At 32.2% G+C, this 21,419-nt stretch carries 18 protein-coding genes and 2 tRNA genes; 7 read left to right on the top strand and 13 right to left on the bottom strand.

Annotation, left to right across the window (positions count from 1 at the left end; translation table 11 throughout):
- Nucleotides 1-23 precede the first annotated feature (23 nt).
- The 6 genes from accC to pdxA all read right to left on the bottom strand — a co-directional run bounded on the left by accC (nt 24) and on the right by pdxA (nt 5,042).
- Nucleotides 24-1,376: an acetyl-CoA carboxylase biotin carboxylase subunit gene (accC, locus tag FIA58_RS16950; RefSeq protein WP_140963881.1), complete on the bottom strand. Its 1,353-nt coding sequence runs from the start codon at nt 1,374-1,376 to the stop codon at nt 24-26.
- Nucleotides 1,377-1,495: 119 nt separating this feature from the next.
- Nucleotides 1,496-1,984, bottom strand: coding sequence for an acetyl-CoA carboxylase biotin carboxyl carrier protein (gene accB, locus FIA58_RS16945; protein ID WP_140963922.1), 489 nt, complete (start codon nt 1,982-1,984; stop codon nt 1,496-1,498).
- A gap of 30 nt (nt 1,985-2,014) precedes the next feature.
- Nucleotides 2,015-3,013: a beta-ketoacyl-ACP synthase III gene (locus FIA58_RS16940; RefSeq protein ID WP_140963880.1), complete on the bottom strand. Its 999-nt coding sequence runs from the start codon at nt 3,011-3,013 to the stop codon at nt 2,015-2,017.
- 160 nt (nt 3,014-3,173) lie between these two features.
- Nucleotides 3,174-3,368, bottom strand: a complete 195-nt coding sequence (gene rpmF, locus FIA58_RS16935; protein ID WP_140963879.1) for a 50S ribosomal protein L32 — start codon at nt 3,366-3,368, stop codon at nt 3,174-3,176.
- A gap of 9 nt (nt 3,369-3,377) precedes the next feature.
- Nucleotides 3,378-3,911 (bottom strand): YceD family protein, encoded by a 534-nt coding sequence (locus tag FIA58_RS16930; RefSeq protein ID WP_140963921.1) that lies wholly within the window; start codon nt 3,909-3,911, stop codon nt 3,378-3,380.
- Between the two features lie 87 nt (nt 3,912-3,998).
- Nucleotides 3,999-5,042: a 4-hydroxythreonine-4-phosphate dehydrogenase PdxA gene (gene pdxA, locus FIA58_RS16925; RefSeq protein ID WP_140963878.1), complete on the bottom strand. Its 1,044-nt coding sequence runs from the start codon at nt 5,040-5,042 to the stop codon at nt 3,999-4,001.
- Between the two features lie 58 nt (nt 5,043-5,100).
- Between pdxA and FIA58_RS16920 the strand changes: the two genes are divergently transcribed.
- Nucleotides 5,101-5,691 carry a riboflavin synthase gene (locus FIA58_RS16920; protein ID WP_140963877.1) on the top strand — a complete coding sequence of 197 codons (591 nt, stop codon included), beginning with the start codon at nt 5,101-5,103 and terminating at the stop codon, nt 5,689-5,691.
- Nucleotides 5,692-5,699: 8 nt separating this feature from the next.
- Here the strand turns inward: FIA58_RS16920 and FIA58_RS16915 are convergent, their stop codons facing one another.
- The 3 genes from FIA58_RS16915 to mce all read right to left on the bottom strand — a co-directional run bounded on the left by FIA58_RS16915 (nt 5,700) and on the right by mce (nt 6,692).
- A complete protein-coding gene (locus FIA58_RS16915) occupies nt 5,700-5,897 on the bottom strand; it encodes a hypothetical protein (protein WP_140963876.1) in 198 nt (65 codons plus the stop codon).
- 209 nt (nt 5,898-6,106) lie between these two features.
- Nucleotides 6,107-6,180: transfer RNA gene (locus tag FIA58_RS16910), tRNA-Ile, on the bottom strand.
- A gap of 110 nt (nt 6,181-6,290) precedes the next feature.
- Nucleotides 6,291-6,692, bottom strand: coding sequence for a methylmalonyl-CoA epimerase (gene mce, locus FIA58_RS16905; protein WP_140963875.1), 402 nt, complete (start codon nt 6,690-6,692; stop codon nt 6,291-6,293).
- Nucleotides 6,693-6,854: 162 nt separating this feature from the next.
- On the opposite strand from mce, the gene rbfA reads away from it, so the two are divergent.
- Both rbfA and FIA58_RS16895 read left to right on the top strand, forming a co-directional pair.
- The gene (gene rbfA / locus FIA58_RS16900; RefSeq protein WP_140963874.1) at nt 6,855-7,247 is read left to right on the top strand and encodes a 30S ribosome-binding factor RbfA; all 393 of its coding nucleotides are present in this window, start codon (nt 6,855-6,857) and stop codon (nt 7,245-7,247) included.
- 3 nt (nt 7,248-7,250) lie between these two features.
- Nucleotides 7,251-8,450: an ABC transporter permease gene (locus FIA58_RS16895; protein ID WP_140963873.1), complete on the top strand. Its 1,200-nt coding sequence runs from the start codon at nt 7,251-7,253 to the stop codon at nt 8,448-8,450.
- 31 nt (nt 8,451-8,481) lie between these two features.
- Here the strand turns inward: FIA58_RS16895 and FIA58_RS16890 are convergent.
- Nucleotides 8,482-8,561 (bottom strand) — tRNA-Leu (locus FIA58_RS16890).
- Nucleotides 8,562-8,737: 176 nt separating this feature from the next.
- Here FIA58_RS16890 and FIA58_RS16885 point away from each other — a divergent pair.
- The 4 genes from FIA58_RS16885 to FIA58_RS16870 all read left to right on the top strand — a co-directional run bounded on the left by FIA58_RS16885 (nt 8,738) and on the right by FIA58_RS16870 (nt 11,780).
- Complete coding sequence (locus FIA58_RS16885) at nt 8,738-9,679, top strand: ribose-phosphate pyrophosphokinase (RefSeq protein ID WP_140963872.1); 942 nt, start codon at nt 8,738-8,740, stop codon at nt 9,677-9,679.
- Nucleotides 9,680-9,775: 96 nt separating this feature from the next.
- Nucleotides 9,776-10,378, top strand: coding sequence for a 50S ribosomal protein L25/general stress protein Ctc (locus FIA58_RS16880; RefSeq protein ID WP_140963871.1), 603 nt, complete (start codon nt 9,776-9,778; stop codon nt 10,376-10,378).
- Between the two features lie 254 nt (nt 10,379-10,632).
- Nucleotides 10,633-11,199 (top strand): aminoacyl-tRNA hydrolase, encoded by a 567-nt coding sequence (pth, locus tag FIA58_RS16875; protein ID WP_165928940.1) that lies wholly within the window; start codon nt 10,633-10,635, stop codon nt 11,197-11,199.
- 47 nt (nt 11,200-11,246) lie between these two features.
- A complete protein-coding gene (locus FIA58_RS16870) occupies nt 11,247-11,780 on the top strand; it encodes a hypothetical protein (RefSeq protein ID WP_140963869.1) in 534 nt (177 codons plus the stop codon).
- A gap of 53 nt (nt 11,781-11,833) precedes the next feature.
- On the opposite strand, the gene FIA58_RS16865 is transcribed toward FIA58_RS16870, so the two are convergent.
- The 3 genes from FIA58_RS16865 to FIA58_RS16855 all read right to left on the bottom strand — a co-directional run bounded on the left by FIA58_RS16865 (nt 11,834) and on the right by FIA58_RS16855 (nt 21,395).
- On the bottom strand, nt 11,834-15,070 hold the full coding sequence (locus FIA58_RS16865; protein ID WP_140963868.1) for a zinc-dependent metalloprotease: 3,237 nt from the start codon (nt 15,068-15,070) through the stop codon (nt 11,834-11,836).
- A 149-nt stretch (nt 15,071-15,219) separates the two neighbouring features.
- Nucleotides 15,220-18,477, bottom strand: coding sequence for a zinc-dependent metalloprotease (locus FIA58_RS16860; RefSeq protein ID WP_140963867.1), 3,258 nt, complete (start codon nt 18,475-18,477; stop codon nt 15,220-15,222).
- Between the two features lie 116 nt (nt 18,478-18,593).
- Complete coding sequence (locus tag FIA58_RS16855) at nt 18,594-21,395, bottom strand: zinc-dependent metalloprotease (protein ID WP_140963866.1); 2,802 nt, start codon at nt 21,393-21,395, stop codon at nt 18,594-18,596.
- Nucleotides 21,396-21,419: the final 24 nt, after the last annotated feature.

Raw genomic sequence — 21,419 nt, 5'->3', positions numbered from 1 at the left:
ATTATTGGGAGTTTCTATATATATTATTCTTCTATTCTTTCTTTCATTACAAAAGATTCCATGAATTTTGTAGTATAATTACCTGCTACATAATCTGGTTCATCCATTAATTGTCTGTGGAAAGGAATTGTCGTTTTAATTCCCTCAATTACAAACTCATCAAGCGCACGTTTCATCTTATTGATAGCCTCTTCTCTTGTTTGAGCTGTTGTAATCAACTTAGCTATCATAGAATCATAATTAGGCGGAATAGTATACCCTGCATAAACATGAGTATCCAAACGCACTCCATGACCACCTGGCGAATGTAAAACCGTAATTTTTCCTGGAGAAGGTCTGAAATCATTATAAGGATCTTCAGCATTAATACGACATTCTATAGAGTGTAACTGTGGAAAATAATTTTTTCCAGAAATAGGAATCCCCGCAGCAACCATAACTTGTTCGCGAATTAAATCATAATCAATTACTTGCTCAGTTATAGGATGTTCTACTTGAATACGCGTATTCATTTCCATAAAATAGAAATTTCTATGCTTATCTACTAAAAATTCAACTGTACCAGCTCCTTCATATTTAATAAACTCAGCTGCTTTCACCGCAGCATCTCCCATTTTTTGACGTAATTCATCAGTCATGAACGGAGATGGAGTTTCTTCTGTTAATTTTTGATGTCTTCTTTGGACCGAGCAATCTCTTTCAGAAAGATGACAAGCTTTACCAAAAGAATCACCAATTACCTGAATTTCAATATGTCTTGGCTCTTCAATTAGTTTTTCCATATACATACCATCATTACCAAAAGCAGCTGCAGACTCTTGACGAGCACTTTCCCATGCTTTTAATAAATCTTCTGGTTTCCATACAGCTCTCATTCCTTTTCCTCCTCCTCCTGCAGTCGCTTTAAGCATTACAGGATAACCCATGTCTTTAGCAATTTTCTGAGCTTCTTCAAAAGAAGCTAAAATACCTTCCGACCCAGGAACACAAGGAACACCGGCTGCTTTCATAGTCGCTTTAGCTGTAGCTTTATCTCCCATTTTATCAATCATATCAGCAGATGCACCAATAAACTTGATACCATGTTCTTCACAAATTTTAGAAAATTTTGCGTTTTCAGAAAGAAATCCATATCCTGGATGAATTGCATCTGCATTAGTTATTTCTGCAGCGGCAATTATATTTGACATCTTTAAATACGAAAGATTACTAGGTGGTGGCCCAATACAAACAGCTTCATCCGCAAAACGCACATGTAAACTATCAGCATCTGCAGTAGAATATACTGCCACCGTTTTAATACCCATTTCTTTACAGGTTCTAATTACACGTAATGCAATTTCACCTCTATTTGCAATTAATATTTTTTTAAACATAATAATTTAATTAGATAATTAGGCTTTTCATTTTAGAATTTAGAATTTAGAATTTAAAAAAGAAAATTTAATTCTCTATCCAAACACTTCTAACTTCTTGTTTCTAATTTCTAACTTTATTAAGATGGATCTACTAAGAATAAAGGCTGATCGAATTCAACTGGTGATGAATCATCTACTAAAATTTTAACAATTTTACCAGAAATTTCTGATTCAATTTCGTTAAATAATTTCATAGCTTCAATAACACACACCACATCACCTTTAGAAATAGTACTTCCTACTTCTACAAAAACCGGCTTATCTGGGGCTGGTTTTCTATATAAAGTTCCAATAATTGGGGATTTTATAGTGATATATTTTGAATTATCATCTGCTTCGTTAGTTGCTACTGGAGCTACTGGTGCAGTTGGAGCTACTGGCTGATTAGCTGGAGCTTGTGGTAATGCATTAGAAACAGGTACTTGTTGCACATAAGTTGTTGTGCTTTCTGTACCTTCATTAGTTGTTTTTATGGTGATTTTAAAATCGTCCATTTCTAACTTTACTTCTGTAGCTCCTGATTTTGCTACAAACTTAATTAGGTTTTGAATTTCTCTAATATCCATACTATTTGACATTTGGTTTGGTTTGATTTGTTATTGTTTATTATAAGCCCATTTTAAATAGACAGCTCCCCATGTGAAGCCTCCACCAAAGGCTGCAAAAATAATATTATCTCCTTTTTTTAATTGACTTTCAAAATCACTTAATAATAATGGTAAAGTAGCTGAAGTAGTATTTCCATAACGTTGAATATTAATTAACACTTTAGATTCCTCAACTCCCATTCTATTTGCAGTAGCATCAATAATTCTTTTGTTCGCTTGATGTGCTACTAACCAATTTACATCATCATGAGTAAGTTGGTTTCGTTCCATGATTTTCTCACTAACATCTGCCATTCCAGAAACAGCATATTTAAATACAGTTTTACCATCTTGAAAAACAAAATGTTGTTTACTTTTGACTGTTTCTTCAGATGCTGGTAAAATAGAACCTCCTGCTTCTATTTTTAGAAACTCTCTACCTACACCATCACTTCTCAAAATTTCATCTTGCAAACCTAATCCTTCTTCATTAGGTTCAAACAAAACTGCACCTCCTCCATCACCAAAGATGATACAAGTAGCTCTGTCTGTGTAATCTATAATAGATGACATTTTATCGGCACCAATTAGTAGTACCTTTTTATATTTTCCTGATTGAATATATGCAGAAGCAGTAGACATTCCATATAAAAAACTGGAACAAGCAGCTTGCAAATCGAAGGCAAAAGCATTAGTAGCTCCTATTTGAGTAGCCACATAAACTCCTGTTGAAGCAACTGGCATATCTGGAGTTGCCGTTGCCATAATAACTAAATCTATTTCTTTTGGATCAATTTTTGCTTTCTCAATTAAATTCTGAGCAGCTTTAATTGCCAAAAAGGAAGTTCCTTCACCTTCTTCCTTTAAAATTCTTCTTTCCTTAATTCCCGTTCTGGTTGTTATCCATTCATCATTGGTATCAACCATTTTTTCTAACACTTGGTTAGACAAAACATAATCAGGAACGTATGAGCCAATTGCTGTAATTGCGGCTGTAATTTTATTCATAAAAATAATTTTTCTTTTTTAAAAATTGCTTAATAAAAAAGTGCTTGAAATTACAAAAAAAAAATCAAACCTGAGTAAAATAAAGACTTTAATATAAAAAAAGCATATTAACAAAAAAACTCTCACTTCGTGAGAGTTTTTCTCTATTTTGTAAAAGCAATTAAGCTACAGCCTCTGCTTTATCAATTACTACTTGACCTCTGTAGTACATTTTACCTTCATGCCAATAAGCTCTGTGGTACAAATGCGCTTCTCCTGTAATAGGACATGTTGCAATTTGAGGAACAGACGCTTTGTAGTGCGTTCTTCTTTTGTCTCTTCTCGTTTTCGAGATTTTTCTCTTAGGATGTGCCATTTTACTATATTATTTATCCGTTAATAGTTTTTTTAAATTCTCCCACCTTGGGTCTATACTCTCTTCTTCTTTTTTTTCCTCTTTTGGAGATAACTTATCCAATTTATCTAAAACGTCTGTCTTTAAAGTTCCGTCCTTAACACCCGGATGAATCCTTTTGAATGGAACTGAAAGCACAATCATTTCATATATATATTGAGAGACGTCAACTTGAAACTCGCCATGAGGCAATATTAGCAACTCTTCATTTTCATCGTTAAACGCATCTCCAAAATTTACAATCAACTTTAATTTTCCTTTAATAGGTAAATCAAAATCTTCATTTGTTAAATCACAAGGAACATTTACTACTCCCTTATGCTTAAAACTCAACTCAAGCATCGTGTTTTTTTTGTCCAAAATCAAATCTACCTTAATATCAACACTATTAAAATCGTCATAATTAAAGCACCCAAAGAACGAATTATCTAACTGATAATCAAACTGATGCTTTCCTATTTTTAATCCAGAAAACTGAATTAAATATGCTTTTAAATTTTTCATAACAACAGTTAACCTTTCTTTAAGGGGTTGCAAAGATATAAAATAATTGTAAATTCAAACGTGTTATAAACATTTTTTTGTTTACAACTAATTTTGCTTCACTTTTAACGGCTTCTTTGTAAGCTCTTGATATTCATTTCTCTTATTATATATATCTAATGCTAAATAAACCGCTTCTTTAAAAGAATCGTATTTCGCTATACCTTTTCCTGCAATTTCAAAAGCAGTTCCATGATCTGGAGAAGTACGAATTCTATTTAAACCAGCAGTGTAATTAACTCCATTACCAAAAGACAATGTTTTAAACGGTATCAAACCTTGATCATGATACATAGCTAAAATAGCATCATACTTTTCATATTGCAAAGAACCAAAAAAACTATCAGACGCATAAGGTCCAAAAACCATTTTTCCAGCATCAAACATTTTTTTAACAGTAGGTTTAATTACTTTTTCCTCCTCATCACCTATTACACCATTATCACCACTATGAGGATTCAAACCTAATATAGCTACTTTCGGTTTAGAAATTCCAAAATCTTGTTGCAATGACTCAATAATAGTCTCTACTTTTTTTACCAATAATTCCTCTGTCAAATAATTAGAAACCTCATTGACAGGAATATGATCTGTAAGCAAACCTACCCTCAATTGGCCGTGTACCATTAACATTAACGCATTACCAGACAATTCTTTACCTAAGTAATCCGTATGACCAGGAAACTTAAAATCATCTGATTGTACATTATACTTATTAATAGGCGCTGTAACTAAAACATCCACAAACTTATCTTTCAAAGCTTTAGTAGCGGCCTCAAAAGACCTAATTGCATATTTACCAACAACATCATCATTTTTCCCAAACTCTAAATTAACCCCCTCTTTCCATACATTTAAGACATTAATTTTTCCCAAAACTATCTGCTCTAAATTATCTATACCATGCAAACTTGAGTCTAAATTTAGATTCCTTTTGAGAAAAGACATGATTTTTACATTTGCAAAAATAACTGGAGTACAAAGCTCTAACATTCTATTATCCTCAAATGTCTTTAAAACAACCTCTGGTCCAATTCCATTTAAATCACCTATAGATATTCCTACAATTATATTTTCTGCCTTTTTAACCATAACTAGTTAGTATTTATTGCTTACTTTTGAACTACAAATTTAGTAAAATAAATCAGTTATGTTTACAGGTATTATTGAAACATTAGGAACCATAAAAGAAATTAGTAAAGAAAAGGAGAACTTACACCTAAAAGTAGCTTCTAATATAACAAACGAACTTAAAATTGACCAAAGTGTTGCTCACAATGGCATTTGCTTAACCGTTGTAGCTATAGAAGACAACATTTACACCGTCACAGCCATCAAAGAAACTATTGAAAAAACAAACATTTCCAAATGGAAAGAAAATGACATTATAAATCTTGAACGAGCAATGAAATTAGGAGACCGATTAGATGGACATATTGTTCAAGGTCATGTAGATCAAATTGGTATTTGCAAAAATATAAATGAATCAGAGGGAAGTTGGTACTTTACTTTCGAATACAACAAGAACCAACAAAACATAACCATCGAAAAAGGATCCATTACTATTAATGGAACAAGCTTAACAGTTGTAAATTCAAAAGAAAATGAATTTAGCGTAGCCATCATTCCATACACTTATGAAAACACAAACTTCAAAAACCTTAAAGTAGGAACTATTGTAAACTTAGAATTTGATGTTATTGGAAAATACGTAAAAAGGATACAAGATTTAAGAATCTAAAAAGAAGCTTATTTAGAAGCTTTTTTTAGATTTATTTTTCTTAAAGCATAACACCCTAAAATCAACCCTACAACAATCATAAAAACTACCCCGTTATTGATAGGCAATCCTGGTGGAGGAGTTGGAGGTGGTGGAGGTGTCGAATCAGAAAAAACACTCTGAAAAGATAGCAAAACCAATAAAAGAATAAGTCTTTTGTTCATCATAATTTCCATTAGGTTACAAAAATATAAACTTTTTCTTATTTTGAAAGAAATTGTTCTTTAATATTTTATGAATAAATTGAGGCGAATCATTTTATTTAGTTACGAAAATATAAATATTTCTGTATTAAACAATTTTTTTACCTAAAAACTTTAAAATATTTTTACATATAAAAACAAAAATAGCCTTTTGAAAGGCTATTTTTATTTTGTGGTCCCACCTGGGCTCGAACCAGGGACCACCTGATTATGAGTCAGGTGCTCTAACCAACTGAGCTATAGGACCAGTTGCTGACAACTTCAATTATGCTGTTCACAACAAATAAAACCAATGGCTCTATTTTGAGGTTGCAATATTACTACTATTTTTTTTTCGTTGCAACATTTTTTTACTTTTTATTTCACATCTTGACAAAGTTCTATCAAAACCCCATTAGTCTCTTTAGGATGCAAAAAAGCAACCCACTTATTATCAGCACCTTTTTTAGGCTTTTCATTTAACAAAATAAAACCTTCTCCTCTTAACCTTTCCATTTCAACTACAATGTCTTCAACATCAAAAGCTATATGATGTATTCCTTCTCCTCTCTTTTCTATAAATTTTGCAATTGGACTATCTTCTCTTATTGCTTCCAACAACTCTATTTTATTCGGACCTGACTGAAAAAAAGAAGTCTTTACACCTTCACTTTCAACCTCTTCTTGTTTATAAGAAGAAACTCCTAAAAGCCTCTCATAAATACCATTTGAAACATCTAAATTTTTAACTGCTATACCAATATGTTCAATTTTATTCATATTATTCTTTTATTTCCACATGATTAAATTAGTACTCATAAAACCCAATTTAATGCAATTCAATACAAAAACTTAGGAATCGATAACACAAAATAACAAAAAGATTAGGCTCAAAAAAACAAATGAATCGAAATTTATAACTTTATTGCTTATTTTTGCAATATGGAAACGAATAGACAAAAAAAAATAGGCGCCTTACTACAAAATGATTTAGTAGACATATTACAGGGTGAAATAAGAAAAAATGGAATTAGTAATTTAGTTATTTCGGTATCTAAGGTAAACGTAACCTCAGACTTATCTATTGCTAAAGTATTTTTAAGTGTTTTTCCAACTGATAAAGCAGGAGAGATTTTAAACGCAATTAAAACCAATACCCCTTTAATCAAACATGACTTATCACAACGAGTGAAAAATCAATTGAGAAAAGTACCTAACCTTATTTTCTACATTGATGACAGCTTAGACTATATTGAGCAAATTGACAATGCATTAACTGGAAATGAAAACCCAGTTTTAAACCCAGAATTACTAGAAAAAAGAAAGAAATCTTAAAGCTTGAATTTTTCATTTTACATAGCAAAAAGATACGCTGCCAGTTTTAGTAAAAACTCTGCAATAAATGCAATAACAATAATTTCTTCTATAGCAATTGTAGCAAGCGCAATGGCCTTATTTGTATTTCTATCAATTTTTAGTGGTTTAAGAGAATTTACCTTGAGTTACAGCAATTCTTCTGATCCAGATTTTAAAATAGAAGCCAACCAAGGAAAGTCATTTTTTTTGTCTGAAAAAGAAATACTTGAATTAAAAAAAAACACTTCAATTCTTCATTATAGTACAATAATTGAAGATCGTGTCTTATTTCGTTACGACAACAAAGAACAAATAGCTACAATAAAAGGCGTAGACAGCTCTTTTACCAAAGTAAGCAAAACAAGTGATTATTTATATGTAGGAAATTGGCTTGAACCAAACTCCCACCAAACAATCATAGGAAGTGAAATTGCAAGAAAATTATCATTAGGTCTATTTGACTATCAAAACACATTAAATGTCTATGCACCAAAACCAGGAAAGGGAGTAATTGAAAGTAACGAAAATGCGTTCAACATAATTACATTACAACCCGTTGGTCTTTTCAATATTAACGAAGACATTGATAGCAAGTATGTATATTGTGATATAGATATTGCTCGAAAATTATTTCAATTTAAAAAGAACCAAATCAGCAGCATTGAATTTAAAACAAACCCAAAAACCTCTGAAGAAAAAATAATTCAAGACCTTAAAACTATTTTTAAAAATAAAGTTAAAATTAAAACTAAAGCACAGTTAAACGATTCTCTATACAAAATGCTAAACTCTGAAAATCTATTTATTTACTTATTTAGTACGTTAATAGTAATTTTAACGTTATTCTGCTTAGCTGGAGCTATTGTTATGATAATAATAGACAAGAAAGAAAACATTAATACGCTTTACAATATTGGTTTAACCTTTAAAGAAATTAGAAATATCTTTTTTATTCAAGGCATAATCATAACCATACTAGGGTTATTATTTGGACTTTTATTAGGCACTATTCTTATTCTAATACAGCAACAATTTTCCATATTAATGATTACAAATACTATAGCTTATCCTGTTACATTTAAGCCTCTAAATATTTTATTAGTTATAGGAACTATAATCCCATTAGGATTAATTTCCTCTTGGATAGCTTCTGGAAGAGTAAATAAAGAAATTTTAAAATAAAAAAAGCTCCAACTTAAAAGTTGAAGCTTTGTACCTTGGGTGGGAATCGAACCCACACTCCGAAGAACACGAGTTTGAGTCGTGCGCGTCTACCAATTCCGCCACCAAGGCTAATTTAATGATTCCAAAAAAGACTCATTTTGTATTAGAGAGTGCAAATGTAATTAATTTTTTAAAAAACAGTACTAAAATACTTGAAAATTTACTTTCAGAGTCGAAATTTATTTCTAAATTTGCACCTCGTTAACACAACACAACACTAAACAACTACTAAACAACAAATTAAGATGTCATACAACGAGCCTGAAGCAAAAATATTTGCATGTTCTCAGAGTGTGTACCTAGCAGAAAGAATAGCCGAAAGCTATGGGGTTTCGCTTGGGAAAATTACGTTCTCAAAATATAGTGACGGAGAGTTTCAACCTTCTTTTGAAGAATCAATCAGAGGGCTACGAGTTTTCCTAGTTTGTTCTACTTTTCCTAGTTCAGACAATTTAATGGAATTATTACTTATGATTGATGCTGCCAAAAGAGCATCTGCGCGTCATATTACAGCAGTAATCCCTTATTTTGGATGGGCAAGACAAGACAGAAAAGATAAGCCAAGAGTTCCAATAGGAGCCAAGTTAGTTGCTAAATTATTAGAAACAGCTGGAGCAACTCGAATTATGACCATGGATTTACATGCAGATCAAATTCAAGGATTTTTTGAAAAACCTGTTGACCATTTGTTTGCTTCTACTATCTTTTTACCATATGTAAAAAGTTTAAATTTGGAAAACTTAACAATAGCTTCACCAGACATGGGTGGTTCAAAAAGAGCCTATGCATATTCTAAGTTTTTAGAATCTGATGTAGTTGTTTGTTACAAACAAAGAAAAAAAGCAAATGTAATAGACACTATGGAACTAATAGGAGATGTTACTGGAAGAAATGTAATCCTTGTAGACGACATGATAGACACAGGAGGAACATTAGCAAAAGCAGCAGATGTAATGATGGAAAAAGGTGCCTTAAGCGTAAGAGCTATCTGTACTCATCCCATACTATCAGGAGATGCTTATGAAAAAATAGAAAATTCTAAATTATTAGAGTTAATTGTTACCGATTCAATCCCTTTAAAGAAAGAATCAAAAAAAATAAGAGTAGTTTCTTGTGCTAATTTATTTGCTGAAGTGATGCATATGGTACAAAACAACAACTCAATAAGTGGTAAGTTTTTAATGTAAAAATAAAGACTTATCCATCAATAAAAGATTTTGAAATTGACTTTTGAAATTACTATTGATATTGTAACGTATTTTTATTAATTATATATTTTAACAATGAAATCAATTACGATTAAAGGATCAGAAAGAGAAAACGTAGGCAAAAAGGCAACTAAAGCCGTACGTGATGCTGGAATGGTTCCTTGCGTTATATACGGAGGAAATCAGCCAGTACATTTTACAGCAGATGAAAGAACATTCAAAGACTTGGTGTACACTCCAAACGCTCATACTGTTATCATTGAATTAGAAGGAAAAAAAGTAGATGCTATCTTACAAGATATCCAATTTCATCCAGTTTCTGACAAAATTTTACATATCGATTTCTTCCAATTAAATGAAGATAAAGAAATCGTTATGGAAGTTCCAGTGAAAGTTATTGGAAACTCTCCAGGAGTTATGGCTGGTGGTGTTTTACGTTTAAATCAACGTCGTTTAAAAGTAAAAGCATTACCTAAAAACTTACCTGACTTTGTAGAAGCTGATATCTCTCCTCTTGAAATGGGTAACAAATTGTATGTTACAAAATTAACAACTAACAATTTTAAATTAATGCACCCAGACAATACCGTTGTTTGCCAAGTAAGAATTTCTCGTGCTGCAATGAAAGCTGCTCAAGAAGCTGCAAAAGCCGCAAAAGCACCAGCAAAGAAAAAATAATTTCAGATTGCTACTCTATACAAAAGCATCAGTTTTACTGGTGCTTTTTTTATTTTATAACAAATAACACCTCACTTATACCTTCATAATTCCTGCCATCCATTATTTTTTACAAAGCAAAAAGCTACTATTCCTATCAGGGTTAGCCTATCTTACATTTTAGTATTGGCAAACCAATAAAAACAAACTATTTTTGCAATATGAAATGGCTCAAAGGTTTATTCACAAACAAAAAAGAAAACAAAGTAGACTCAATGAAGAAATTCTTAATCGTAGGCTTAGGAAATATTGGTTCCGAATATGTAAATACTAGACATAATATTGGTTTTAAAATTCTAGATTATATCTCAAATCAAGAAAACTGTTCTTTCCAAACGGTAAAACTTGGAGAAATAACCGAATTCAAAATAAAAGGACGTACTTTATTATTATTAAAACCTAACACTTATATGAATTTGAGCGGGAAAGCCGTTAAGTATTGGATGGAAAAAGAAAACATTCCTAAAGAAAATATACTTATAATAACAGATGATCTAAATTTATCCTTTGGCACTATTCGAATTAAAAGCAAAGGTAGTGACGGAGGTCATAATGGATTAAAAAACATCCAACTCCTATTAGACACTACTGAATATCCTAGATTTCGATTTGGTATTAGTGACGCTTTCAAAAAAGGACAGCAAGTGAATTATGTATTAGGTGAATGGTCTGAAGAAGAAAAGGAAAACCTAAAAGAAAGACTTGAAATTTCTTCTGAAATCGTTAAATCTTTTGCTTTAGCAGGATTAAACAATACTATGAACCTATTTAACGGCAAATAATTTAGTTTTTTTTGATTATTTTTATTAAAACCAACACAATTTACAACATGAAAACAATAACAACGGCAGCAGCGTTAGCTTTATTAATTTCTTGTAAATCAGTAAATGATAAATCAAAAAAAACGGATCAAAAAACAACTATTTTAGATAAATCATCTCTTTCCTGTCCAGAAGATGGAATATGCAAAATAGAGTTGCTTAAAAACAGAAGCTTACTTATAAAAAAAGACGACATAAATAGTATTTATTATCAAACAACAGAGAATAAAGATCATTCTATCATTAAATATACTTACACAAAAAACAAAGAAAAAGGAGCTGAAGATATTAACTATACAGAAGAAGTTATTTTTCAAATAAGCAATTCTAATTCTAATCTAGAATTATCAAATTCTGAATTACAAAATATAAAAATAATCTTTGGCAGACATTGTTATTGCAAGGGTCAAGCTGGTTATTTCTTGATAGATAATGGGGATCTGATTTTAATTAAAAGAAATGAAAAATACAATTTAATATTAAACTTTACAATTTCTGAAGTACCTCAAATAATTAACACAATTGAAGCATCATTTCAATAAAAAAATCCTCTATTTTAAAAAATAGAGGATTTTCAAATTTCTTTATATGAGAATTATTCAATAACTATTTTAGCCATCGTTTTTTTAGACCCATCAATTATTGCAACCAAATACACTCCAGATTGAACACTATCTAATTTTATATTTTGATTAAAATTACCCGTATTAGAATAAGATTTTTTATAGACTTCTCTTCCACTAATATCGTAGATATTTACTTCTATATCATTAATAGACTTAGATGAAAATTTCACAGTAAAACTTCCTTTATTAGGGTTTGGATACAAAGCAAAATCTTCAAAATCAAATTCTCCATTAGCTAATGGTTGCACAGTACAAATATTCAAACTCCAACTATTTAGAGCACCTCCATCTTGATTAAATGCGTCTGAGACAGTTAAAACCCAAGCTCCAGTTGAGTTTTCACCATTAAATACCGATAATACCTGTTCAGGTAATACGGTTCCAGATATCCCTGGATTATTCCCACAAACTAGAGCTGTACCTGAATCATCAAAAGTAGCTACTATATTATTAATACTTGCATTTGGATTACATTCATTAGAGAACAACTGCACAATAGTTCCTGAAGGACTTGTTAATGTAGCTGTTAAATCATTAATCCAAGAATGTGTAATATTCATAGTAACATTCACATCTGCTATAGAGCCTCCTGATGGAATTGTCAATGAGGAAGTTATAGTTGGTGTTCCAGATGCTGAAATAGCAACTGGAACATTTGTTGAGGATGTACTTGCACATGAAATTGTTCCTGTTGTAAATTTATATGCGCTTCCATAAACACCAGTACAAGTAGCATTTTTAGGCAACACTCTCCAAAAATAATCTGTTCCTTGGCTTAATCCAGAAACACTATATGAACTTGAAGTTACGTTTCCAGAACTTGCGATGTTTGTAAAAGTATTATCTGTAGCAACTTGTACATCATAAGATGTAGCATTAGGGTTAGGATTCCAAGTTAAATTTAAAGAAGTATTCTGTGCCGTTGCATTATTAACAGGAACAGTCAAAATTACAGGACTAATACCAATAGATAGATAAAAAGGAACTGTTTTAGTAACAGCACCAGAAGTAGCATTAACTAATATTTGATAATCTCCACCAGCAACAGAAGCTAAATTCCCTAAAGTTAAAGTAACCGTTCCTGTGGTACTAATAGGATTAGGATTAAAACTTACAGTTGACCCAGAAGGATTACCTGTAGCAGTAAAAGAAGTACTTGAACTAAATCCTCCTAAAGCAGTATAATTTATTGTAAAGTCAACAGTACCTCCTGAACAAAAGGCTGTGTTTTGTGTTCCCTCCACTCCTGAAAAAGCAACTGAAAAAGATGAGGGAGCAGCAGTTATAGAAAAATTAGTATTAGATATATCATAAAAAATATGATTATAACCTCTTACCATAATTCTATTTTGAGAACCAAGATTATTTGGAGCTGTAACAATCTCAGAACCATCATTGGGTACTTTACTAGCTAACAATATAGGATAAGTAAATCCTCCATCAGTAGAAAGTAAAATATCAACATAGGATGCATTTATACCATTTGAATCTGTTCCTGCAACTGTCCAAGTTACCGTTTGATTAGTACCCGCAACCCATGAAACTGCAGTATTTGGAGAATTGACCAAGAAAGGACCCGCAGTAGAAGTGGTAATTACAGTGTTATCTATCCCTGTTTGCCCACCATTTGGAGCTCTGTTATCTCTAACTGTTAATGCAAAATTCATCGTTCTAGCTACATTTGGAACTACCTCCCAAGTTGGTGCCAAATTATTATTAATGACATCCTGAATTCTAGGCATATATCTATCAGGAGACGCTACAGGCAATCTTGATCTAAAATTCGGCCCTGAAGTTGATGTTTGCAATGGTGATTGAGTAGATATTTCAGAATCCGTTTGTTCCCAACAGTAGGTTAAAGCATCACCATTTACATCAGTAGCTCCTCCTTTTAGAATAAATGCTGTTCCTCTAGGAATCACATAATCTGGCCCAGCGTTAACTAACGGTGCTGAATTTCCATTTGCTGTTACATTAGCACACGATGTTCCCAATAGCGTCCTAGTATTTGCTTCAGCTATACTAATAAAGCTAAAATGTGCATCTGAATTATTTTGAACATTTGGTGCGCATATTCCTGCATATGCCATTATTGTACTCCCACTACCTGGTTCAACAGCAGTAGAAGAATTTCTATTACCTCCACAAGAATTATTAAATGTATGATTACAACCAAATTGATGCCCAACTTCATGAGCCACATAATCTATATCAAAAGGGTCACCTACCGGAGAATTAGTACCCGTAACACCTCTTCCTTTTTGTGAACTATTACACACAACCCCTAAACCAGCCACTCCTCCTCCATTAGTACTCACAACATGTCCTATATCATAATTTGCTGAGCCAATTATAGCAGTCACATTAGTTTGGTTTTCTCCTAACATGGCTCCTCCACTATCATTAGTGTACGGATCAGTACTTCCATTAGTATAAATTAACAAATTATTATTTGCCACTAAACTTAATCTTGCAGAGAAGTCTCTTTCATAGATAGAGTTAACTCTATTTACAGTTACAACAATTGCCGCTTGAGCTGCTGCTACAGTTCCTCCATGAAAAGCAGCATACTCACCAGTACATGCCATAGCAAGTCTATATATTCTAAAATTACCATCACTTGCTCTTGACAAAGCATTGCCCTCATTAATAAGTGGCTTAAAAACCTCATGATCTAATTCATCAAAGCTACATTCAAAACCTTTAGTTCTTAATAAATTAACCCTATTGTAAACAATATAATTTTTCAAATCTTCAGTATAAGTATCAATATAAGTAGTGCCAGTTGTTCCAGACAATATCATAGCATGTAATCCAAATTGAGTAATACTAAATCGCATTGTTGCTGTTGGATCATCAATTCCTTTTGCTAAATAGGTTTTAATATCAGGAAATTTCACAGCCAGTCCTTCTTCCATAACTGGAGAATCATAAACCTTAAAGTTTAACATCTCTCCTTTATCATTTGGAAATGCTATAATGATATTAGAAGACTGCTCACTTAAATCATTAGGAGCTTCTATCAATTTAGTTTTTAACAATTGAAGATCTAGAGAAAAAAGCTGATACTCCAAAGGCATTGAAGCTCTCTCCATTTTTTTCAAAGTATTTAACCGTTTATTAGGTATATGCTCCCATAACTTATTTTGAGCGTATCCATTGCAAAAAAGCAACAGCAAAAAAGTTTTTAGTAATAATTTTTTCATGTTTTGTTGTTTTTGTTTATAATAAAAGCAAATATATTAATAAAAAGCAAAAAATATCACACTTTATTAACAAACAAGAAATTATATCAAAAAAACAAAAAAGGAGCATTAAAAAATGCTCCTTTTTAAAAATTTCAAGTATTAAAAAATTATTCAATAACTATTTTCTTCATTGTTTTATTAGCTCCATCAATTATTGAAACCAAATAAATTCCTGATTGAACATTATTTAAAGTTATATTTTGATTAAAGTTTCCATTATTAGAAAATGATTTTTTATAAACCTCTCTCCCACTAACATCATAAATATTAATATCTATATCATTTGAAGACTTTGATAAAAATTTAACTGTAAAGCTACCATTATTAGGATTAGGATATAATGCAAAATTCTCAAAATTAAAATCTTCGTTAGCTAATGGCTGAGCCGAACAAATATTTAAACTCCAACTATTTAAAGCTCCACCATCCTGATTAAACTCATCTTTAATTGTTAAAGTCCAAGTACCTGTAGAGTTCTCATTATTAAATGCAGCTAATAATTCATCTGGCACTACATTGCCTGATATTCCTGGATTATTACCACACACCAAAGTAGAGCCTGAATCATCAAATGTAGCCACTATGTTATTTACACTTGCGTTTGGATTACACTCTCTAGAAAATAATTGCACCACAGTTCCAGATGGACTCGTTAATGTTGCTGTTAAATCATTTATCCAAGTATGTGTGATATTCATTGTTACATTAACATCTGCAATTGTTGCACCAGAAGGAATATTTAAAGTAGAAGTTCCTACGAATACTTGAGAAATAGAAGCAGGTATTGTTAATGGAACATTTGGAGACGAAGTAGTTGCACAAGAAATAATACCTGTCGTAAACTTAAATTGATTACCATAAACTCCTGTACAAGTTGAGTTCTTAGGTAATACTCTCCAATAATAATCTGTTCCTTCATTTAATCCTGAAAGACTATATGAGTTTGTAATTGAATTTCCAGAGCTTATAATATTTGTAAAAGCATTATCTGTAGCTACTTGAACATCATAAGATGTTGCAACAGGACTAGGATTCCATATTAAATTCAAAGAAATATTTTGTGCAATTGCATTATCAGCTGGTGAATTCAATACCACTGGACTAACACCAATAGACAAATAAAAAGGGACTGTTTTAGTAACTCCACCAGAAGTTGCATTAACTAATATTTGATAATCTCCACTTGCAACAGAAGTTAAATTACCTAAAGTTAAAACAACAGTACCAGTTGTACTAATTGGATTAGGATTAAAATTCACGGTTGAACCTGAAGGATTACCCGTAACAGCGAAAGAGGTAGCAGAGCTAAATCCTCCTAAAGCAGAATAATTTATCGTGAAATCTACTGTATTTGTAGTACAGAAAGATTTATTTTGTGTTCCTTCTACTCCTGAAAAAGCAACTGAGAAACTAGAAGGCGGTGCTGTTATAGAAAAATTAACATTAGAGATATCATAAAAAATATGGTTATTCCCTTTTACCATAATTCTATTACTAGTCCCTACACTGTTAGGAACTGTAATAATCTCTGACCCATCATTAGGTACTTTACTAGCAAGTAAAATTGGATAAGTAAATCCTCCATCACTAGAAAGGTATATATCAACAAAAGGTGTATCTATACCATTTGCTGTTGTTCCTGCAACATTCCACGTAACCGTTTGATTTGAACCTGCAACCCATGAAACTGCAGTATTTGGAGAACTAACAACAAAAGGGCCTGCGGCACTATTTACAGTTATTACAGTATCATCAAATCCTGTTTGACCTTGACCAGCAACATTATCTCTTGCAGTTAATCTAAAATTCAATGTTCTAGATACTGAACTTAAAGCTTCAGAGACAACATCTAATCCATTTGTAGTTTGACTATTTGCTATTGTAGAATTTATAATTGGAAAATGTCTTACCGGAACTGAAGTATCTGAATAACAAACCCAATTAGGTCCAGATGTTTTAGTTGCTGAGGCTGCACTTGCTGCTCCTGTATTACCTGTAGCGTTATCAAATTGTTCCCATGTATAAGTTAAACCAGAAGCTCCACCAGCGTCTGTTGCCGAGCCAGTTAATACAAAAGGAGTACTTCTTGGTATTGTATAGTTTGCTCCAGCATCAACAACTGGTGCTGAATGAATAATTGCAGAAGTTGTTTGACAAGATTTGTTTGCCATGTTTGCTTGAACTTGAGCAATACTAGCAGCATGAAAAACATCAACTGAATGCAAATGAGTATCATAAGGAGTAATACCCGCATACCCCATAATAGTCACTCCTGAACCCACTTCCATATTCACTCCAGAGCCTTCATTTCCATGTGTAAAAGTGTGATTTGCCCCGAATTGATGACCAATCTCATGAGCCACAAAATCAATATCAAAATTATCCCCTACTGGAGCTGTACTCGTTGTATAACCACTACCTTTTTGTCCATTTACACAAACACATCCTATACACCCTGCATTACCATTATTTCCAACTCTTCCCATCAAATGACCAACATCATAATTAGCCTCTCCAACAACTGAAGTCAATGTTGACTGCAACTCAGAATTATAATTTGCATCTGTAGCTCCATATGGATCAGCTACAGAACCGTCATAAATAATTGTTAGATTATTAACTAAATTCATATGAATAGCAAAATCTGTTTCAAACACTCCGTTTACACGAGTTAATGTTACATTTATTGCAGCTAATGCTAGTGCTTTTGTCCCGCCATAATAAGAAGTATATTCAGGAGTTACCGACATTGCTAATCTAAAATTTAATAGTTGTCCAGTACTTGATCTTGAAACTGAACTTGCTCTATTCGTTAAATCATTAACCAATAAATCATCAACTGTTGAACATGTAAATGGTAATTTTCCTTTAACTCTGGACGATGTATAAATAGCATGTACTTTTCCGTCATTAGAATAAGGCTCAATAAATTCAGTTCCTTTATCAGCTCTAGAAATCATAGCATTTAATCCTCTTGGATCTATACTCATTCTTAATCGAGCATGCTTATCATCTATTCCATTTCCAGCATAAGAACGAATCTCAGGAAATTGGTTTTGTAAGTCAGAATCAAAATTTGATGCTTCATAAATTTCAAATTGCTCTAAATTCCCTTCCGCGTTAGGTAGTTCAATTATTATTCCTTTCGGATTATCTGAAAAACGATCAGATGCGTTTTTTAAAGATTTTTTTAAAACAGCTAGTTCTAAAGTCATCAATTCAAATGATTCAGGAAAAGATTCCCTTTCTACGTATTTGTTCTTTTTAACATTCTCATGAGATATTTTCTGCCACAAGACATCTTTCTGCGAAAAACACAAATTTGCAAAAAAGGAACAAATTGTTATTAGTAATAATTTTTTCATAATTTATGATAATATTTGTTTTACATAACACAAATATAATCATAAAAATACAATTATATAATAAAAAAAGGAACGTTAATAACGTTCCTTTTTCACATGTAAAGTAATTAAATATATTATTCAACAATTATCTTTTTGACTTCTTTTCTTAAACCATCTTCAACTGTTACCAAATAAATTCCAGATTGAACATTATTTAACTGAAGATTTTGATCAAATAATCCTGAGTTCTCATAATTTTTATTAAAAACCTGTCTACCTCTTATATCATTTACAACTACTTTTATTTTACTAGCTGTATTTGATGTAAACCTGATATTAAATGATCCATTATTTGGATTAGGATATAAAACCAAATCGTCAATTATATTAAATGAATCGGAAGACAAAACTGGAACTAATTCAGCATGACATAATTGAATTGTAAAAGTATTAAAAGTCCCAACAACTCCATCAACTACTCCATCTTTAAAATAAACACCCCAATTACCAGCACTATTCTGACCAATTCCTGCATTAACATTTGCAGAAGAATACGGCTTAAAATCACTTCCACTTGTAGTTTGACTACAAACTACAGAAACACCAGAAGTATCAAACCATTTATCCAAATCTGCCGCCACACAACCAGTATTATACCACAAAGCTGTGCTCAATCCACCAGAAATATCTTCCCAAGGTTGTGCTAAAAGAATATTTACTTGTCCAATATTTGCATGCGTAATATCAGCATAAAAATTGATATCTGTAATTGTAAATGAATCTGAAATCGGTAAATTATACCCTGGATAACCTCCGGTACTTTCAGTTATTGAAGTATTTAAATTGAAAGGATAATCTTGACAAACATTTTGCGTTTGATAAGTGTAATCTCCAACAGCAAAATCTTTTGAATTCACATTAAAAAATATACTATTACTAGCTTTTACCATTAATCTACAATATTGTAAATTGTTTGATGGCATAGTAACTGTTTCAGAACCATCATTAGCTGTATTAGCCAATAAAGTTGACCATGTCGCACCTCCATCCGAAGTCAATAAAATATCTACATTTGCACCTCCCGCACTAGCATCAGTATTATTTACAGCCCAAGTTACTGTCTGAATAGAACCTAACGGATAAGCAATCCCAGCAGTACTTTGAGAAGTAACTGTTAAAGGACCTCTAGTAGCGTCCACAATTACAGCTTTATTTCCAAAACCTGTTTGACCTTGACCTGCCACATTATCTCTTGCCGTTAGTCTAAAATTTAAAGTTCTCGCAACAGAGCTTAAAGCCTCAACATTAATTGCCGAACCTGAAGTTGTAGCTGAACCACTAAAAACAGAGCTTAACCTAGGAAAATATCTTGTAGGTGAAACAGAAGGAGGGTATGACCTAAAATTAGGCCCCGAAGCTTTTGTTATTGAAGCTGCACTATTTGCATCTTGTTGAGCTGCACTTGCATTATCCATTTGTTCCCAACAATACGTCAATGACGCAGTACCACCATTATCAGTTGCTGACCCTATTAACATAAAAGGAGTGCTTTTTGGGATAATGACATTTCCACCTGTAGTAACTATTGGTGCCCCATGAGTTATACTTGTAGATGTTGGACACGTTTTACCTGTCATATTTACTTGTACCTGAGCAATACTAGCTGCATGAAAGTAATCATCAGAATGTTGCTGAACATCTTGAGGTGTAATCCCTGCGTAACCCATAATAGTAGAACCAGAACCTGGCTCCACATTAACACCTGATCCTTCATTACTATGTGAAAAAGTATGATTTGCCCCAAATTGATGTCCCATTTCATGAGCCACAAAATCTATATCAAAATTATCTCCCGAAGGAATTCCATCGCTTGGAGAAGTGTAACCACTTCCTTTACCCTGCTGATAATTGTAAAGTTGCCCCTGAATATTATATGTGCCAGTTGTTGTTGCTTCACAAACACAACCAATACATCCAGCGTTTCCACCACCACCTGTTGCTCCAAATAAATGTCCAACATCATAATTTGAATTACCTATAACAGACGTTAATGTATTTTGCAATTCAATATTCCAATTTTTATTGTAATTATAAACAGGGTGACTATTTTGTCCCTGACTTGCTGGAGAATAAGGATCTGAACTAGCATCATAATAAATAACGTTATTATTATTACCGATAATATTCATATGAATTGCAAAATCTTTTTCAAAAACCCCGTTCACTCTAGTCATTGTAGCATTATACGCTGCATTTACTAAACCTACATTAGCAGCACTTGTTGCTCCAAAATAATTTGCATATTCAGCCGTACATGACAATGCTAATCTAAAAGTAAGCAAAGTTCCAGCACTTGAACGAGAATATAAATCATTACTAGACAAGTCTTTAGTTAAATTTTGATCACTTGTAGAACAAGTAAACGGCAGCTTCCCTTTTACTCTAGATGACTTATAAACTGCATAAATCTTACCATCTTCAGAATATGGTTCCATAAATTCAGTTTCCTTATCAGCTCTAAATACCATTGTTTGAATTCCTTTAGGATCAATACTCATTCTCAAAGTCGCATGTTTATCTTCAATTCCGTTTCCAGCATATGATCTAATCTCTGGAAATTGTGCTTGTAAACTAGGTTCAAAATTTGATGCTTCAAACATTTCAAATTGCTCTAAAACCCCTTCTGAATTAGGCAAAGAAATAACAACACCATTTGAATTCTTAGAAAAACGATCTGGAGCATTACTTAAAGTTTGCCTCAAAGCATCTATATTTAGCTGCATCAATTTATAAGACATAGGAAACGACTGTCTTTCTACAGCTTTATTTTTTTTGAAATTTTCATTTTTTACCTTCGACCAAACTCCATTTGTTTGACACATAGAAGTATTTGAAGCAAACAAGTAGAAAGCAAAGATTAGTAGTATTCTTTTCATTTTATATAGATTGTTATGATTATT

The sequence above is a fragment of the Flavobacterium jejuense genome (assembly GCF_006491595.2).
GTDB classification, from domain to species: Bacteria; Bacteroidota; Bacteroidia; order Flavobacteriales; family Flavobacteriaceae; genus Flavobacterium; species Flavobacterium jejuense.
This window is presented reverse-complemented; position numbering and strand designations above follow the sequence as displayed.

What these genes read in the sequence shown, in the direction of transcription:
- accC (WP_140963881.1), bottom strand. Translation starts at nt 1,376, where the DNA reads ATGTTTAAAAAAATATTAATTGCAAATAGAGGTGAAATTGCATTACGT.
- accB (WP_140963922.1), bottom strand. Translation starts at nt 1,984, where the DNA reads ATGGATATTAGAGAAATTCAAAACCTAATTAAGTTTGTAGCAAAATCA.
- FIA58_RS16940 (WP_140963880.1), bottom strand. Translation starts at nt 3,013, where the DNA reads ATGAATAAAATTACAGCCGCAATTACAGCAATTGGCTCATACGTTCCT.
- rpmF (WP_140963879.1), bottom strand. Translation starts at nt 3,368, where the DNA reads ATGGCACATCCTAAGAGAAAAATCTCGAAAACGAGAAGAGACAAAAGA.
- FIA58_RS16930 (WP_140963921.1), bottom strand. Translation starts at nt 3,911, where the DNA reads ATGAAAAATTTAAAAGCATATTTAATTCAGTTTTCTGGATTAAAAATA.
- pdxA (WP_140963878.1), bottom strand. Translation starts at nt 5,042, where the DNA reads ATGGTTAAAAAGGCAGAAAATATAATTGTAGGAATATCTATAGGTGAT.
- FIA58_RS16920 (WP_140963877.1), top strand. Translation starts at nt 5,101, where the DNA reads ATGTTTACAGGTATTATTGAAACATTAGGAACCATAAAAGAAATTAGT.
- FIA58_RS16915 (WP_140963876.1), bottom strand. Translation starts at nt 5,897, where the DNA reads ATGATGAACAAAAGACTTATTCTTTTATTGGTTTTGCTATCTTTTCAG.
- mce (WP_140963875.1), bottom strand. Translation starts at nt 6,692, where the DNA reads ATGAATAAAATTGAACATATTGGTATAGCAGTTAAAAATTTAGATGTT.
- rbfA (WP_140963874.1), top strand. Translation starts at nt 6,855, where the DNA reads ATGGAAACGAATAGACAAAAAAAAATAGGCGCCTTACTACAAAATGAT.
- FIA58_RS16885 (WP_140963872.1), top strand. Translation starts at nt 8,738, where the DNA reads ATGTCATACAACGAGCCTGAAGCAAAAATATTTGCATGTTCTCAGAGT.
- FIA58_RS16880 (WP_140963871.1), top strand. Translation starts at nt 9,776, where the DNA reads ATGAAATCAATTACGATTAAAGGATCAGAAAGAGAAAACGTAGGCAAA.
- pth (WP_165928940.1), top strand. Translation starts at nt 10,633, where the DNA reads ATGAAGAAATTCTTAATCGTAGGCTTAGGAAATATTGGTTCCGAATAT.
- FIA58_RS16870 (WP_140963869.1), top strand. Translation starts at nt 11,247, where the DNA reads ATGAAAACAATAACAACGGCAGCAGCGTTAGCTTTATTAATTTCTTGT.
- FIA58_RS16865 (WP_140963868.1), bottom strand. Translation starts at nt 15,070, where the DNA reads ATGAAAAAATTATTACTAAAAACTTTTTTGCTGTTGCTTTTTTGCAAT.
- FIA58_RS16860 (WP_140963867.1), bottom strand. Translation starts at nt 18,477, where the DNA reads ATGAAAAAATTATTACTAATAACAATTTGTTCCTTTTTTGCAAATTTG.
- FIA58_RS16855 (WP_140963866.1), bottom strand. Translation starts at nt 21,395, where the DNA reads ATGAAAAGAATACTACTAATCTTTGCTTTCTACTTGTTTGCTTCAAAT.